Consider the following 14,685-nt stretch of genomic DNA (forward strand, 5'->3'; position numbering starts at 1 on the left):
CTCACTCGAGTTGCCACTCGTCGTCGTCCTCCGGCGCTCGGCCGGGATCGGTGACCTCGACGTCGTCGCGTTCGGGCGGTCGGCGACCGCCCGCCTGCTGGCCAGTCATCTCCTCGCGTTCCTCCATGACGCGCTGTTCGGCCCGCTCGCGCATCTCGTTCGCCTCCTCGGCGATCTCCTCGGCCTCGTCGTACTCGCCGAGCTCCTCCAGGATCTCGGCTTTCTCCTCGAGCACTCGGGAGTTGCGCATCCCCAGCCGGATCGCGTTGTCGATGCAGTGGAGGGCGTCCTCGGCCAGCCCCCGTTCGGAGAGGAAGAAGGCGCGGTTGTACCACCCCTCGGCGAACCGCTCGTCGATCTCGACGGCCCGCTCGGCGTGTTCGAGGGCCTGGGCGGTCTCGCCGAACTCCCAGAGCGCGTAGGCGAGGTTCGTCTCGGCGGTGGCGGCGTGCTCGCTGTCCTCCTCGAACGACAGCGCCTCGCGGTAGGCGCCGATCGCCTCGTCGTACTCCTCGAGTTCGGCGTGGGCGACGCCCTTGTTCGTCCAGGCTTCCTGCTCGAGGCGGTCGTCGTCGGCGAAGCGGGCGGCTCGCTCGAAGGCCTCGGTCGCCTGCTCGTAGCGGTTGATCTGCATGTAGTTCAGCCCGACGTCGAGCAGTTCGCTCGCGTCGACCTCGTCGCTGTCGATGCTGTGTCTGTCGAGGGTGTCGGTGACGACCCGCGAGTCGACGGGGTCGACCTTCGCGGGATCGACGCCGAGTTCGGGCGGGTCGAGATCGAACTCGTCGTAGTCGTCCCCGAACCCTTCCCCTTCGGAGAAGGGATGGTCGGAGTCGCCCTCTCGGTCAGTCATTGGTGGAAAGTGGGCGCGACGACTGTTAAGGGCTGCGACCTGGTGATATCTGCGTTCCGTACTCACAGCGTTGGCAGCAGAACGAACACCACGAAAGTCCCACCCGCGGTGGCTTGACCGATCAGCCGGCACGGCAGGGGCTTTCGTGGTGGTCTCGGTCAGTTCGGTCATGCCCCGGTTGCGTGCACGACCGGTCGCTGGGATTCCTCACCGCAACTCCCCTGAGAGCACCTTCGCCGCGACGAGAACGGGATCCCACGTCGTGTTAAATGGCGGTGCGTACGCCAGATCGTAGTTCTCGAGGTCCTCGACCGCCGCGCCCTCGTAGAGTGCGGCGACGACCGCGTGGCTGCGGTGGACCGCCCCCTCGCCGTACTCGCTGACGAGGCTCGCTCCGAGGACTCGCCCGGTGTCGCGGTCGGCGGTCAGCGTGACGGTGACGGTGCCGTCCTCGGGGTAGTAGCCCGCCCGTGAGTTCGCGTCGATCGTCTCCGTGACGGGGTCGAACCCAGCCTCGCGGGCCTCCTCGTGATCGAGAATTCCCGTCCGAGCAGCCTCGACGTCGAACGCCTTGATCGCCGCCGTCCCCGCGACCGCCCCGCCCGTCGTCGGCCGCCCGGCGACGGTCTGGCCGACCGCGCGGCCGTGGCGGTTCGCGGTCAGCGCTAAGGGGACGTACGCCGGCTCGCCGGTGACGGCGTGGGTCGCCTCCGCGCAGTCGCCCGCCGCGTAGACGTCGTCCGCGCTGGTCTCGCGGTAGGGGTCGGTCGCGATCGCGCCCGTCGGACCGAGTTCGATCCCCGCGTCCTCGGCCAGAGCCGTCCGCGGGCGAACCCCCGTCCCGAGCAGCGCCATCTCGACGTCGACCCGCTCGTCGGCGGCGACGACGGTCTCGACCGCGTCCTCGCCCTCGAGGGCCTCGACCTCGCTGCCGAGGTAGACCCGGACGTCCTGCTCCCGGAGGTGGTCGGCGACGGCCTCGCTGGTCGCCTCGCCGAACGCCGGCAGCAGGCGCTCGCCGCGCTGGAAGAGGTGGACCTCGAAGCCGTTGGCGGCCAGCGCTTCGGTCATCTCGATGCCGACGTAGCCGCCGCCGACGACCGCGACGGGGCCCGTACAGTCCTCGAGGTACTGACAGGCCGGTCCCCGATCCGGCTGCTGGAACGTTTCGTCCTCGCGCGCTCTGGCGACGTACTCCCGGAGCTCCTTCCCGTCGCTCATCGAGCCCAGCGTGTAGACGCCCTTGAGGTCGGTGCCCTCGACCGGGGGTTCGGTCGCCGCGGCGCCCGTCGCGAGCAGCAGGGAGTCGTACGACTGTGTGACGGTGCCGTCCTCGCTCTCGGCGGTGACCGTCCGGTCGTCGGGATCGATCGCGACGACCTCGTGGCCCGTCCGCAGGTCGATGTCCCGTTCCTCGCGGAACTGTTCGGGGGTCACGGAGACCAGCTCCTCGAGCGACTGGATCTCCCCCTTCACGTAGTAGGGGAGCCCGCAGGCGCCGTAGGAGACCCACTCCCCTTTCTCGAAGACGACGACCTCGAGGTCGGGGTCGTCGCGTTTGGCCTTGCTCGCCGCTGACATCCCGGCGGCGTCGCCGCCGACGACAACGAAGGTGTCGGACATGGGCCCCTGTTTCTCGCGCAGCCGCTTAAGCGAGGGTCACTCCCCGCGGGCCAGGGGTTCGGGCACCGTCACCGTTGAGTACGATCCCGTCCAAGGGACGCGTATGCGACTGTTCGTCAGCGTCGACCTCCCGGACGACCTCGCGGAACCGGTCGCCGCCCTCCAGGGCGAGTTCGCCGAGGCGAGCGGGCTGCGGTTTACCGACCCCGAGCAGGCCCACCTCACGCTGAAGTTCCTCGGCGAAGTTGCGGAGGACCGCGTGCCGACGCTCTCGAGGGAACTGCGGGCCGCGGTCGACGAGACCGGCGTCTCGCCCTTTACCGTTCGGTTCGACGGACTCGGCGTCTTCCCCGACCTCGAGTACATCAGCGTCGTCTGGTTCGGCACCGAAGCCGGCGGCGCGGAGCTCACCCGACTCCACGAGGCGATCGAACAGCGGACGACGGCGATGGGGTTCGACGAGGAGTCCCACGACTTCACCCCCCACGTCACGCTCGCGCGGATGGAACACGCCGGGGGCAAGGAGCTGGTCCAGAAGCTCGTCCGCGAGCGCGACCCGACGGTCGGCGAGATGCGCGTCGACGAGATCCGCCTCATCGAGAGCACCCTGACCGAGGACGGTCCCGAGTACGCGACCGTCGAGCGGTTCCCCCTCGAGTGAGCTGTGAGGGCGCTGCGCCCCGCGAGATGGACAACATTTTAAGCCACCGCGGGCTACGTCCGGCTACTATGGGTAAGAAATCGAAGGGCAAGAAGAAGCGACTTGCCAAACTCGAGAACCAGAACAGCCGCGTGCCGGTCTGGGTCATGATGAAGACCGACATGGAAGTGCAGCGAAACCCGAAGCGGCGCAACTGGCGGCGCAACGACACTGACGAGTAACAATGAGTGCAAGCGATTTCGAGGAGCGGGTCGTTACCGTCCCGCTGCGTGACGTCAAGAAGGGCGCCAACCACGAGGCCGCGGACCTGGCGATGCGGCTGGTTCGGGAACACCTCGCGAAACACTTCGCGGTCGACGAGGACGCCATCCGACTGGACCCCTCGATCAACGAGGAAGTCTGGTCGCAGGGTCGATCGAACCCGCCGCGGAAGCTCCGCGTCCGCGCGGCCCGCTTCGAGGAGGAGGGCGAGGCTGTCGTCGAGGCCGAGGTCGCCGAGTAAACTTGCAGCGTCTCGCCTTCGCCGGATCGGCCTACGTCGGCGTCTTCGCCCGCGCGACCGACGCCTGTGTCATCGTCCGCCCCGACGTCGACGACGACACCGTCGCCGACCTGACCGACGAGCTCGAGGTGCCCGCGGTCCAGACGACCGTCGGCGGCTCCTCGACGGTCGGCGCCCTCGCGACGGGCAACGAGAACGGCCTGCTCGTCAGCTCGCGGGTACTGGAGTACGAGCGCGAGCGACTCGAGGAGGAGGTCGATCTCCCCGTCGCCGAGCTGCCGGGTAACGTCAACGCCGCCGGGAACGTCGTCCTCGCGAACGACTACGGCGCCTACGTCCACCCCGATCTGACGCGGGAGGCGATCCAGGTCGTCGAGGACACCCTCGAGGTGCCCGTCGAGCGCGGCGACCTCGCGGGCGTGCGCACCGTCGGCACCGCCGCGGTCGCGACCAACAGCGGGGTGCTCTGTCACCCGAAGGCCACCGACGAGGAACTGGACGTTCTCGAGGACGCCTTAGACGTCCGGGCCGACGTCGGCACCGTCAACTACGGCGCGCCGCTGGTCGGCTCGGGCCTGCTCGCCAACGAGGCCGGCTACGTCGTCGGCGACGAGACGACCGGACCGGAGCTGGGCCGGATCGAGGACGCGCTGGGCTACCTCGAGTAACCGACCGTAGAACCGTCCGCTTCGTTTTTCTCTCTCCAGTAGCGTGCTCCGAGTCGACTACTGCTGGCGTTCGAACCGGTGGCGCACGACTTCGCTGTCGTCGTCCCACTCGAAGTCGTCGTGGGCGCGCTCGAGCAGGCGCTCGTAGGCCTCGAGGTCGTCCATCCCCTCCGCGCGGGCGTCCTCGTCGGTCAGATCGCCCAGCGTCCGCTCGGTGACGTCCGTCACCTCGAAGGTCGTCCCCTCGATCGCGAACGTGTCGCCTTCCTCGGCGTACCGGCTGCCGCGGTGGATCTGGGTCACCTCGCCCTCGAGGGCCTGCGCTTGCATTCGCTCGTTGGGTAGCAACGCCGCCGGATCGTGCTCGGACATGAGCCGACGTACGCGACCTCGGGTGAAACCGTTTGGCCCTCCGGAACCGTCGGCGGCGCGAAACGTTCGCCCGCCCCCTCGCCGTCCCTCCGTTCGACCCCCGGTCGCCGGCCTCGCCGGAAGGGAAGATTCTTCCGGCTGCCTGCCGCAAACAGTGCTATGGGACAACAGCAACTTCAGCAGCTCTCACAGGAACTTCAGGAGATCGAGGAACAGATCGAGACCCTTCAGGGGAACGTTCAGGACCTCCAGCAGGAGAAACACGACGTCGACGAGGCCATCGAGGCGCTCGACACCCTCGAGAGCGACTCCACGGTGCAGGTGCCCCTCGGCGGCGGCGCCTACCTGCGGGCGACGATCGAAGATATCGACGAAGTGATCGTCGACCTGGGCGCCGACTACGCCGCGGAGTTCGAGGAGGACGGCGCCGTCGACGCCCTCGAGAACCGCAAGGACCGCCTCGACGACCAGATCGAGGACGTCAACGAGGAGATCACGGAGCTCGAGGCCGAGAGCAGCGAGCTCGAACAGCAGGCCCAGCAGCTCCAGCAGCAGGCGATGCAACAGCAGATGCAACAGATGGGACAGGGGCAGGGCCCGGACGAGTAGCCTAGCGGGTCGCACCCATGTTCGACAACCTGAAGAAGAAACTCGGAAGCTTCCGGCAGGACGCCGAGGAGGCCGCCGAAGAGAACGTCGAGGAGGTCGAGACGAGCGAGGACGCCGCCGAACTCGAGGACGACGCCCGGGTCGACGCCGAGTCGGCCGACGCCGGCGGTGCGGTCGCCGATGAGTCGACGCCGGGGGAATCCCCGAGCGACGCGTCCGAACCGACCGACGCGGCGTCGGAGCCCCGCATCGAGGACGAGCCGACCGATACCGGGGCCCGGCCCGACGACGCGACCGCTACCGACGTCGAGAGCGTCGAAACGGGCGTCCCCGCCGAGATCGAGGACGCGGACACGGTCGCGGAGGACGCCGACGCTACCGCCGAGATCGCGGACGCCGATTCCGCCGCCGGGACGCGCGACGGAACCGCGACCGCGGCGCCCGAGGACGCCGATGCCGACAGCGGCGGTCTGAGCTTCGGCGACAAAGCTCGCTCGTTGGTCAAAGGCGAGTTCATGATCGCCGAGGAGGTCCTCGAGGAGTCGCTCGAGGAACTCGAGATGGCGCTGCTCACGAGCGACGTCGAGATGGAGGTCGCCCGGGAGATCATCGACAACATCCGCGACGAGTTGGTCAACGAGACCCGGTCGTTTACCTCCTCGACCGAGGAGGTCGTCGAGCAGGCGCTTCAGGACGCGATCAGGGACGTGATCAGCGTCGGACAGTTCGACTTCGACGAGCGGATCGCCGTCGAGGACAAACCCGCCGTCTTGCTGTTTACGGGCGTCAACGGCGTCGGCAAGACGACGACGATCGCGAAGATGAGCCGTTACCTCGAGGAGCGCGGGTACTCGACGGTGCTGGCAAACGGCGACACCTACCGCGCGGGCGCGAACCAGCAGATCCAGGAGCACGCCGACGCGCTCGGTCGGAAGTGCATCAGCCACGAGCAGGGCGGCGACCCCGCGGCCGTGCTCTACGACGCCGTCGAGTACGCCGAGGCCAACGACGTCGACGTCGTGCTGGCGGATACCGCCGGACGGCTCCACACCAACGAGGGGCTGATGGACCAACTCGAGAAGATCGATCGGGTCGTCGATCCGGACCTGACGCTGTTCGTCGACGAGGCCGTCGCCGGCCAGGACGCGGTCAACCGCGCCCGCGAGTTCGACGAGGCCGCGGAGATCGACGGCGCGATCCTCACGAAGGCCGACGCCGACTCCAACGGCGGCGCGGCGATCTCGATCGCCCACGTGACGGGCAAGCCGATCCTCTTCCTCGGGGTCGGACAGGGGTACGACGACCTCGAGCGGTTCGATCCCGACGAGGTGGTCGCTCGCCTCCTCGAGGAGGAGTAGCGACGCCGCTTCCGGTGTCGGATCGGAGCGAGCGGTCCGATTTCGACCGTCGCCGACGTGGTTTTTCTCGAGCGGTGCCGTCGGGACGCCCCTTCTTCCAGAAACCATTGCCGCCATCCCCGACTCGAGACGCCGTTGCGAAACGAGAAACGGCGCCCTCGAGCCCCAGCGTCGGCTACTCTCGTACGCGGTCCGGACGGGTAGTGGCAACTATTACCGCATCGGCCTAGCTCCGTCAGGGATCGCCTGTTCGCGGAGCCGTATATGTGTGGGATGGTATTACGCAACAAATGATGGTCCCTCGAGAGGCCCCCCTCGGCGCGTCGATTGCCGAGCCGGTACCCCGACGGTGGTACAGATGAACGAGACCGAACGGCACAAGCAGAACAAACACCCGCTCGACGTGATCGACGACGTTTACGAGTACGCCGCCGACGGGCTGACGTTCGAGCAGATCGAGGAACGGGCCGGCGACGGGGAGTGGGAGCGTCTGAAGTGGGCCGGGATGTACGCCCAGAAACAGGAGGGGTACTTCATGATCCGGACCAAGGTGCCGGGCGGTAACCTCACGCCCGAGCAGGCGGAGGTCATCGGCGAGTGCGCCGCCGACTACGCCGTCGCCCCCGAGGAGTACGGCGGTACGGAGCAGAACGAACTCTGGGGGGACGCCTACCTCGACATCACGACCCGACAGGACGTCCAGAAACACTGGATCCGCGTCGAGGACGTCCCCGAGCTGTGGGAGCGCTACGACGAGGTCGGCCTGACGACGGTTCAGGGCTGTGGCGACTCCGCGCGAAACGTGCTCGGCTGTCCCGCGGCCGGCCTCGACGACCACGAGTGCTTCGACGCCCAACCGGTCGTCGACGCCGTCTCCGACTTCTTCACCGGAAACCGCGAGTACGCCAACCTCCCGCGAAAGTTCAAGCTCACGATCACGGGCTGTGCCCACGACTGCGCGCAGTCTCAGATCAACGACGTCGGCCTCGTCCCCGCGAGGAAGGAACTGGGGGACGACCACCGCTACGGCTTCCACGCCCGGGTCGGCGGCGGCCTCTCGGACGGGCCGCGGATGGCCTCCGAACTCGACGTCTTCGTCCGCCCCGAGGACGCCGTCGAGTTCTGCCGCGCGGTCGCACAGACGTTCAAGGAGCTCGGCGATCGGAACAACCGCGGCGTCTGCCGAATGCGGTACCTCGTCGAGCAGCTGGGGGCCGAGAGATTCGAGGAGGCGGTCCGCGAGCGCTGTACGGTCGACCTGCCCGACGGCGGTCGGAGCCTGACCGTCGGCTACCGGGGCGATCACGTCGGCGTCCGCGACCAGAAACAAGACGGCCTGCAGTACGTCGGCTTCAACGTGATCGCGGGACGCATGGGCGGCGACGAGTTCGCCGCGGCGGCTCGCGCCGCCAGGGAGTACGGCACCGAAAACGCCTCCGTCCGACTCGCTACGGACCAGAACTTTCTCATCACGCACGTTCCCGAGGAGAACGTCGACGCCCTCCTCGAGGAGCCGTTCGCCCGGGAGTACCAGCCCGACCCAGGTCCGTTCTCTCGGGGCGCGGTCGGCTGTACGGGCAGCGAGTTCTGCAACTACGCGATCATCGAGACGAAAAAGCGCACCAAGCGCTGGGCCCGCGAGCTCGACGAGCGCGTCGACGTGCCCGACGATGTCGAGGCGATCAGGATGCACATGTCGGGCTGCTCCGCGTCGTGTGCCCAGCCCCAGATCGCCGACATCGGATTTCGGGGCGAGACGGTCAAAGTCGAGGGCGAGGACGGTACCAACGACGCGGACGACGACCTGGTCGAGGGGATGGACGTCGGGCTCGGCGGCTCGCTGGGGGCGGACAACGAGTTCCTCGACTGGATCGAACACGCCGTGCCGGCGGACGCCGTGATCCCGGCGCTCGAGCAGCTGTTCGACGCCTACGCCGACGGCCGCGAGGACGGCGAGCGGTTCTACGAGTGGTGCCGTCGCGTCGAGAACGACCGCCTGCGGACGATCGTGCGGGGAGCCGAGGCGCCGGTTGCCGGAGGTGTGGCACGTGGGGACTGACGGCGAGACCGAGCGAAGCGAGGCCTCGGACCGAGTGAGTAGCGCGGAGCGAAGCTCCGCGGACCGTTCGAGCGGACGAAGCCCGCGAGAAGACGGCGAAGCCGCGAACCGCGACGACCGCGTCCTCCCGGGCGTTCCGGAGTCCGAGGACGCAGACGACACCGTCATGGTCCCCGAGACGAGCGGCGCCGCGCCGCGCTCCCGCGAGGGCCTCGACCACGCCCGGGAAGGTGCAATCGAGACCGCCGCGGACGAGGACTGTGGTCCCGACACCTGTACGTGCGGCGAGAAGACCGCGAGCGATGCAGAGGGTCGGTCGGTGGCGACCGACGGCGCGGGCGTGAGCAACGTCGACGAGAACGGCAGCCTGGGCGACCTCGAGTTCACCGAGCCCGCCGAGAACGTCAGTCAGAACGTCGACGACGGCGAGCCCGACGTCCGCGTCGGCGTCCCCGAGGGCGTCGACCTCGAGACGCCCGAGTACTCCATTCGCTCGGAGATGAACGATATCGAGACGCCCGACGAGAAGACCTGGTTCATGGAACTGGACGAGGCGGTCATCGACGAGGGGCGGTGCATCCAGTGTGGCACCTGCGTCGCCGCCTGCCCCTCCGATTCGATCGGCGTCGGCGAGGACGACCTGCCGAAACTCGTCAAGATGTGCACGGGCTGTTCGCTGTGCTGGGACTTCTGTCCCCGCGGCGGGCTGCGCTACGAGCGCCAGTGGAAGATTACCGGGGGCGAGGACAACGTCAAGGGGGCCGGAGACCCGATCACGGAGTTTTCCGCGCGGGTCGACGAGGACTGGACCGACGGCGCCCAGGACGGCGGCGTCGTCACCGGGATGCTCGCGAGTCTGCTCGAGGCCGGCGAGATCGACGGCGCCCTGATCGCGACCGAGAGCGAGGACGAACCCTGGAAGGCCGAGAGCTTCCTCGCGACCACCGAGGAAGAACTCGTCGAGAACGCGGGGACGGTGTACAACCAGACGCTCGCGCTGGGCAACCTCGACCTGAAACGGTGGGAGCACAAGCTCCCGGACAAAAGCTGGGACGAACTGAGCCTCGCCCTGGTCGGCACGCCCTGCGAGATCGAGGGCATCCGCGCCCTGCAGGACTTCGACTGGGACTACCAGGCCCACGACGAGGGGATCGGCGCCGTCGAGTACACGATCGCGCTGATGTGTACGAAGAACTTCAACTACTACAGCCTCATGGGCGAACAGCTCGAGGACCAGCGCGGCATCTCGCCCGACGAGATCGGCAAGATGGACGTCCTCCACGGAAAGTTACTGGTCTACGACCACGACGGCGGGATGATCCTCGAGGAGGAGATCGGGAACTTCCACGACGCCGCGCTCAAGGGCTGCGACGAGTGTGCCGATTTCACCGGCTTCTGTGCCGACGTCACCGTCGGTTCGGTGGGGTCGTCCGACGAGTTCTCGAGCGTCATCCTCCGGACCGAGCGGGGCGTGCGGGCCTGGGAGCACACCGAGCCGAAACTCGACTACCACGACCTCGAAGACAAGTCGGCGGTCGGCAAGCTCCAGGGCTGGGACAAGAAGCAGGCCTTCGAGAGCCTCGAGCGCCCCTTCGATCCCGATGCGCCCCGCTTCATCGACTACACCGACCACACCGAGACCTACGGGACGGCGACGAACCCTCACGACGAGGGCCACTAGCGGGGGTCGAACACCACCGTTTTTGTATCGGTCGTGCGACGTGAAGCGTACGCGATGATTCAGCACGGGTATCGTAGTCGACAGCCGATCGCGATTCGGGGTTCGTTCGATGGGTTCTGAACCGAACGAGGCGGGTCCGACCGATCCCGCGGATCGCATCGTCGGCCTCGACGCGCTTCGCGGGTTCGCCCTGCTTGGCATCCTGCTGATCAACGTCTGGGTCTTCTCGATGCCCGAATCGACCCTGTCGAATCCGACGCTGTACGGCGACTTTACGGGCGCGAACTACTGGGCCTGGTTCGTCAGCCACGTCTTCGCCCAGCAGAAGTTCATCACCCTGTTCACGATCCTGTTCGGGGGCGGCGTCGTCCTGTTTACGCGCAACGCCGAACGGCGCGGGGATCCGGTCTCGGAGCTGTTCTTCCGGCGGTCCGGGTGGCTGGTCGCGTTCGGTCTCGCCCACGCGTACCTGCTGTGGTACGGCGACATCCTCGTCGCCTACGGAGTCTGCGCGTTCGGCGTCGTCGCCGTTCGGGATCTCCCGGCGCGGAAGCTCGCACTCGCGGGGCTCGGGCTGGTGGCGTTTCCCTCCGTCAGCGAGGTTCTGGCCGGGCTGACGATGGATCCGTCCGCGATCGCGAGTACCTGGCAGCCCCCCGAGTCGGCGCTCCTGTCCGAGGTCCGGACCTACCGAAGCGGGTGGCTCGAGCAGATGACCCACCGGGTCCCGACGTCCGTTCAGCGTCAGACCACGGGACTGATCGGGTACACAGCCTGGCGTGTGGGCGGGACCATGCTGTTCGGGATGGCGCTGTTCAAGTGGGGCGTCCTGACCAACGAGCGCTCGTCGCGGTTCTACCGCCGGCTGATCGGGGTCGGCGCCGTCGCCGGGCTCGCCGTTATCCTCGCGGGCGTCTGGTACATCGAGGCCAACGACTGGGGGATCGGGGCGGCGCTGTTCTGGCGACAGTTCAACTACTGGGGGAGCTTCCCCCTCGCGGGCGCGTACATCGGCGCGGTGATGCTGTACTGTCGGCGGCGTTCCGAGGGACTCGTCACCGGAGCCCTCGCGGCCGTCGGTCGAACCGCGTTCAGCAACTACATCCTGCAGACGGTCCTCGCCACGTCGATCTTCTACGGCCACGGACTCGGCCTGTTCGGGCAGCTGAACCGCCTCGAGCTGCTCGGCGTCGTCGCGGCGATCTGGGCGGTCCAGGTTCCGCTCTCGGTGCTCTGGCTGCGGTACTTCCGGTTCGGGCCGATGGAGTGGCTGTGGCGGACGCTCACCTACCGGTCCCGACAGCCGCTTCGCGTCGATCGGTCCGAGTGAGCGCGTTGCGCTTCGGCGAGCTTATTTTCCGCGGGTCGAACCCCCGCGTATGGAATCGGAGTCCCGCATTCGCGTCGCGACGCCCGCGGACGCGCCCGCCGTCCGCGAGATCTACGCGCCCTTCTGCGAGTCGACCGCGGTGACCTTCGAGGAGACGCCGCCCAGCGAGGCCGAGCTGGCCGACCGCATCGCCTCGACGCTCGAGGACCACCCCTGGCTCGTCTGCGAGCGGGCGGGCGAGGTGGTCGGCTACGCCTACGCCGGCCCGCTGCGAAAGCGCCGGGCCTACCGGTGGGTCGTCGAGCTGTCGGTCTACGTCGCCGAGGGCGCCCGCCGGACGGGGGTCGGCGAGGCGCTGTACGAGTCGCTGTTCGCCGTCCTCGAGCGCCAGGGGATCCGCGACGGCTACGCGGTGACGACGGTGCCGAACCCGTCGACCGTCGGCTTCCACGAGCGACTCGGTTTCGAGCGGCTGGTCGACTTTCCCGCGATCGGCTACGCCGAGGACGAGTGGCGAGACGTCGCCTGGTGGCGCCGATCGATCGGGGAGAAGGTCGCCGACCCCGACCCGCCCCGTTCGTTTCCGTCGGTGCGGGAAGACGACGACTTCGAGGCGCTGCTGGCGACCGGGAGCGAACGGCTCGAGGGGTGATCAGGCCTCGAGGGCGTCGGCCAGCTCGTCCAGTCCCTCGACGACGATATCGGGGTCGGGTCCGAACGGCTCATCGGGATCGCCCTTTCGATCGAGCCAGGCGCCGTCCATCCCGGCGTGGACCGCCCCCTGGACGTCGAACCACAGCGCCGAGACGTGGACGATCCCGTCGATCGGGGTTCCCGTCCGGCCCGCGGCGTGGCGGTAGAGCTCGGGGGCGGGCTTGAATGTCTCGAGCTCGTGGGCGCTGACGGTATCCTCGAGCAGGTCGCCGATCCCGGCGCCCTCGACCATCGATTCGAGCATCTCGGGGTTGCCGTTCGAGAGGACGTAGCAGTCGTAGCCCGCCGTCCGGAGTCGCTCGACGCTCTCCCGGACGTCGTCGAACACCCGCAGGTCGTGGTAGGCCGCGAGGATCTCCTCGCGGTCGTCGGCGTCGCAGTCGACCCCGTGGGCCGCGAGGGCGTACTCCAGGGCGTCGCGGTTGACCTCGTAGAACGTCTCGTAGGCGTCGAGGTGGTTCGCGACGAGCGTGTACTGCATCGAGCGCTCGCGCCAGGTCCGGGAGATCGGCGCGGGGTCGTCGACGGGAGCGTGGGTCTCGAGTGCGCTCTCGACGGCGTCGACGTCGACGAGCGTGCTGTAGGAGTCGAAGGTGACCGTTTCGACGGAGTCGGGCTCGAGCGTCATGCGTCCCCCGTTGGCGGCCAGCACCATTACTGCTCGGCTCCCCGTCGGAGGGCCTGCTCCCGTCGACTCGGCTCGAGAGCGCCCCCGCGAACCGTCGTCTCTTTTGCCCGGAAGCGCGCAGTACCGACCATGGAGCCCTCGACCTGGCGAACCTACCTCGTCACGCAGGCGTCGATCGCCGAGGATCGGTCGACCCCCGAGGTCGTCCGCGCGGCGATCGAGGGCGGCATCGACGCCGTCCAGCTCCGCGAGAAGGAGACGAGCGCGCGCTCGCGGTACGAGCTCGGCCTCGAGCTGCGCGAGCTGACCGCCGAGGCGGGCGTCGATCTGATCGTCAACGACCGCATCGACGTCGCCGAGGCGATCGACGCCGACGGCGTCCACGTCGGCCAGTCGGACCTCCCCGTCTCGGTCGCGCGCGACCTGCTCGGTCCCGAGGCGATCGTCGGCTGCTCGGCGTCGACCGTCGAGGAGGCTCGACGCGCCGAGGCCGACGGCGCCGATTACCTCGGCGTCGGCAGCGTCTACGGGACCACCTCGAAGGACGTTCCCGAAGCGGAGAACGGAATCGGTCCCGAACGGATCGCCGCGATCGTCGAAGCCGTCTCGATCCCGGTCGTCGGTATCGGCGGTATCACGGCCGACAACGCAGGTCCCGTCGTCGAGGCCGGCGCCGCCGGCGTCGCGGTCATCAGCGAGATCGCGGCGGCCGACGATCCCGCCGTCGCGACCGACGCCCTCGCGCGAACGGTCGAAACGGCGAAGGACCTCGAGCGCCGAGAGTGACGGAACCATGACGAGATCCGACACGACCCGGCCGACGCTCGCGGACTCCCTCGGGGAACTCGCCGAAACCGAGCCGCTAGTGCAGTCGCTGACCAACGAGGTGACGATCAACGACGTCGCGAACCTCACCCTTCACTGGGGCGGATTACCCGTGATGGCCGACTCCCCCGGCGACGCCGGCGAGATGGCCGAACTCGCGAGCGCAGTGCTGTTGAACATCGGCCAGATTCCCGACTCGAAGTTCGAGGCAATGGGCGAGGCGGCCGAGACGGCCAACGACCGTGGGATTCCGATCGTCCTCGATCCGGTCGGCGTCGGCTCGACGCCGACGCGGGAGGCGGTCGCCGAGGAACTGCTCACCGAGTACGAGTTCGCCGCGATCAAGGGAAACTACGGGGAGATCAGCGCGCTCGCAGGCGTCGAAGCCGAGGTTCGGGGCGTCGAGTCGGTCGGCGACTACGACGCTATCGAGGAGACGGCCCGCTCGCTCGCCGAGTCGACCGGCGCGGTCGTCGTCGCCTCCGGCGTCGAGGACGTCGTCGCGGACGGCGACGGCACGACCCGGATCGCGGCGGGCCACGAGCGACTTGGCGAGGTCGTCGGCACGGGTTGTATGCTCGGCGGGACGATCGCGACGTTCTGCGGCGCCCTCGAGGACGCCCGCAGGGCGGCGGTAGACGGCACGCTCGCGTTCGGGATCGCGGGGGAGCGAGCCGCCGAGCTCCCCCACGAAGGGCCGGCGAGCTACCGGACGAACTTCCACGACGCCGTCGCCGGGCTCTCCGCCGAAGCCGTCGCGGAGTACGACCTCGAGTCGCGGCTCGAGCCGATCGCGTGAGCG

At 68.5% G+C, this 14,685-nt stretch carries 16 protein-coding genes; 12 read left to right on the top strand and 4 right to left on the bottom strand.

The genetic code is table 11. The features are described from left to right. Position 1: 1 nt before the first annotated feature. Together C492_RS05815 and C492_RS05820 are read right to left on the bottom strand one after the other, a co-directional pair. A complete protein-coding gene (locus C492_RS05815) occupies positions 2 to 853 on the bottom strand; it encodes a tetratricopeptide repeat protein (protein WP_008421362.1) in 852 nt (283 codons plus the stop codon). Positions 854 to 1,060: 207 nt separating this feature from the next. Further along, positions 1,061 to 2,476 carry an FAD-dependent oxidoreductase gene (locus C492_RS05820; protein WP_008421363.1) on the bottom strand — a complete coding sequence of 472 codons (1,416 nt, stop codon included), beginning with the start codon at positions 2,474 to 2,476 and terminating at the stop codon, positions 1,061 to 1,063. Between the two features lie 103 nt (positions 2,477 to 2,579). Between C492_RS05820 and thpR the strand changes: the two genes are divergently transcribed. From thpR to C492_RS05840, 4 genes are all read left to right on the top strand, one after another. Further along, positions 2,580 to 3,137, top strand: coding sequence for an RNA 2',3'-cyclic phosphodiesterase (gene thpR, locus C492_RS05825; RefSeq protein ID WP_008421364.1), 558 nt, complete (start codon positions 2,580 to 2,582; stop codon positions 3,135 to 3,137). A gap of 68 nt (positions 3,138 to 3,205) precedes the next feature. Beyond that, the gene (locus C492_RS05830; protein WP_008421366.1) at positions 3,206 to 3,358 is read left to right on the top strand and encodes a 50S ribosomal protein L39e; all 153 of its coding nucleotides are present in this window, start codon (positions 3,206 to 3,208) and stop codon (positions 3,356 to 3,358) included. Positions 3,359 to 3,360: 2 nt separating this feature from the next. Next, the gene (locus C492_RS05835; protein WP_008421367.1) at positions 3,361 to 3,639 is read left to right on the top strand and encodes a 50S ribosomal protein L31e; all 279 of its coding nucleotides are present in this window, start codon (positions 3,361 to 3,363) and stop codon (positions 3,637 to 3,639) included. Positions 3,640 to 3,641: 2 nt separating this feature from the next. Beyond that, a complete protein-coding gene (locus tag C492_RS05840) occupies positions 3,642 to 4,307 on the top strand; it encodes a translation initiation factor IF-6 (RefSeq protein ID WP_008421368.1) in 666 nt (221 codons plus the stop codon). A 57-nt stretch (positions 4,308 to 4,364) separates the two neighbouring features. Here the strand turns inward: C492_RS05840 and C492_RS05845 are convergent, their stop codons facing one another. Then, positions 4,365 to 4,679, bottom strand: a complete 315-nt coding sequence (locus C492_RS05845) for an ASCH domain-containing protein (RefSeq protein ID WP_008421369.1) — start codon at positions 4,677 to 4,679, stop codon at positions 4,365 to 4,367. Positions 4,680 to 4,838: 159 nt separating this feature from the next. Between C492_RS05845 and pfdA the strand changes: the two genes are divergently transcribed. The 6 genes from pfdA (at position 4,839) to C492_RS05875 (ending at position 12,368) form a co-directional block, all read left to right on the top strand. Continuing rightward, on the top strand, positions 4,839 to 5,288 hold the full coding sequence (gene pfdA / locus C492_RS05850; protein ID WP_008421370.1) for a prefoldin subunit alpha: 450 nt from the start codon (positions 4,839 to 4,841) through the stop codon (positions 5,286 to 5,288). 17 nt (positions 5,289 to 5,305) lie between these two features. Then, positions 5,306 to 6,646: a signal recognition particle-docking protein FtsY gene (ftsY, locus tag C492_RS05855; RefSeq protein WP_008421371.1), complete on the top strand. Its 1,341-nt coding sequence runs from the start codon at positions 5,306 to 5,308 to the stop codon at positions 6,644 to 6,646. 358 nt (positions 6,647 to 7,004) lie between these two features. Next, positions 7,005 to 8,705: a nitrite/sulfite reductase gene (locus C492_RS05860; RefSeq protein ID WP_008421372.1), complete on the top strand. Its 1,701-nt coding sequence runs from the start codon at positions 7,005 to 7,007 to the stop codon at positions 8,703 to 8,705. Further along, positions 8,695 to 10,386: a Coenzyme F420 hydrogenase/dehydrogenase, beta subunit C-terminal domain gene (locus tag C492_RS05865; protein WP_008421373.1), complete on the top strand. Its 1,692-nt coding sequence runs from the start codon at positions 8,695 to 8,697 to the stop codon at positions 10,384 to 10,386. The genes C492_RS05860 and C492_RS05865 overlap by 11 nt, the downstream gene beginning before the upstream one ends. Before the next feature lie 109 nt (positions 10,387 to 10,495). Next, positions 10,496 to 11,716 (top strand): DUF418 domain-containing protein, encoded by a 1,221-nt coding sequence (locus C492_RS05870; RefSeq protein ID WP_008421374.1) that lies wholly within the window; start codon positions 10,496 to 10,498, stop codon positions 11,714 to 11,716. A gap of 49 nt (positions 11,717 to 11,765) precedes the next feature. Next, on the top strand, positions 11,766 to 12,368 hold the full coding sequence (locus C492_RS05875; RefSeq protein WP_008421375.1) for a GNAT family N-acetyltransferase: 603 nt from the start codon (positions 11,766 to 11,768) through the stop codon (positions 12,366 to 12,368). Here C492_RS05875 and C492_RS05880 read toward each other — a convergent pair whose 3' ends face one another. Continuing rightward, on the bottom strand, positions 12,369 to 13,058 hold the full coding sequence (locus tag C492_RS05880; RefSeq protein WP_049892793.1) for a haloacid dehalogenase type II: 690 nt from the start codon (positions 13,056 to 13,058) through the stop codon (positions 12,369 to 12,371). It abuts the gene before it with no gap. A 129-nt stretch (positions 13,059 to 13,187) separates the two neighbouring features. Here C492_RS05880 and thiE point away from each other — a divergent pair, with 129 nt between their 5' ends. Beyond that, a complete protein-coding gene (thiE, locus tag C492_RS05885; protein WP_008421377.1) occupies positions 13,188 to 13,844 on the top strand; it encodes a thiamine phosphate synthase in 657 nt (218 codons plus the stop codon). A gap of 7 nt (positions 13,845 to 13,851) precedes the next feature. After that, positions 13,852 to 14,682 (top strand): hydroxyethylthiazole kinase, encoded by an 831-nt coding sequence (gene thiM, locus C492_RS05890; RefSeq protein ID WP_008421378.1) that lies wholly within the window; start codon positions 13,852 to 13,854, stop codon positions 14,680 to 14,682. Positions 14,683 to 14,685: the final 3 nt, after the last annotated feature.

The sequence above is a fragment of the Natronococcus jeotgali DSM 18795 genome (assembly GCF_000337695.1).
In the GTDB taxonomy this organism is placed as follows: Archaea; Halobacteriota; Halobacteria; order Halobacteriales; family Natrialbaceae; genus Natronococcus; species Natronococcus jeotgali.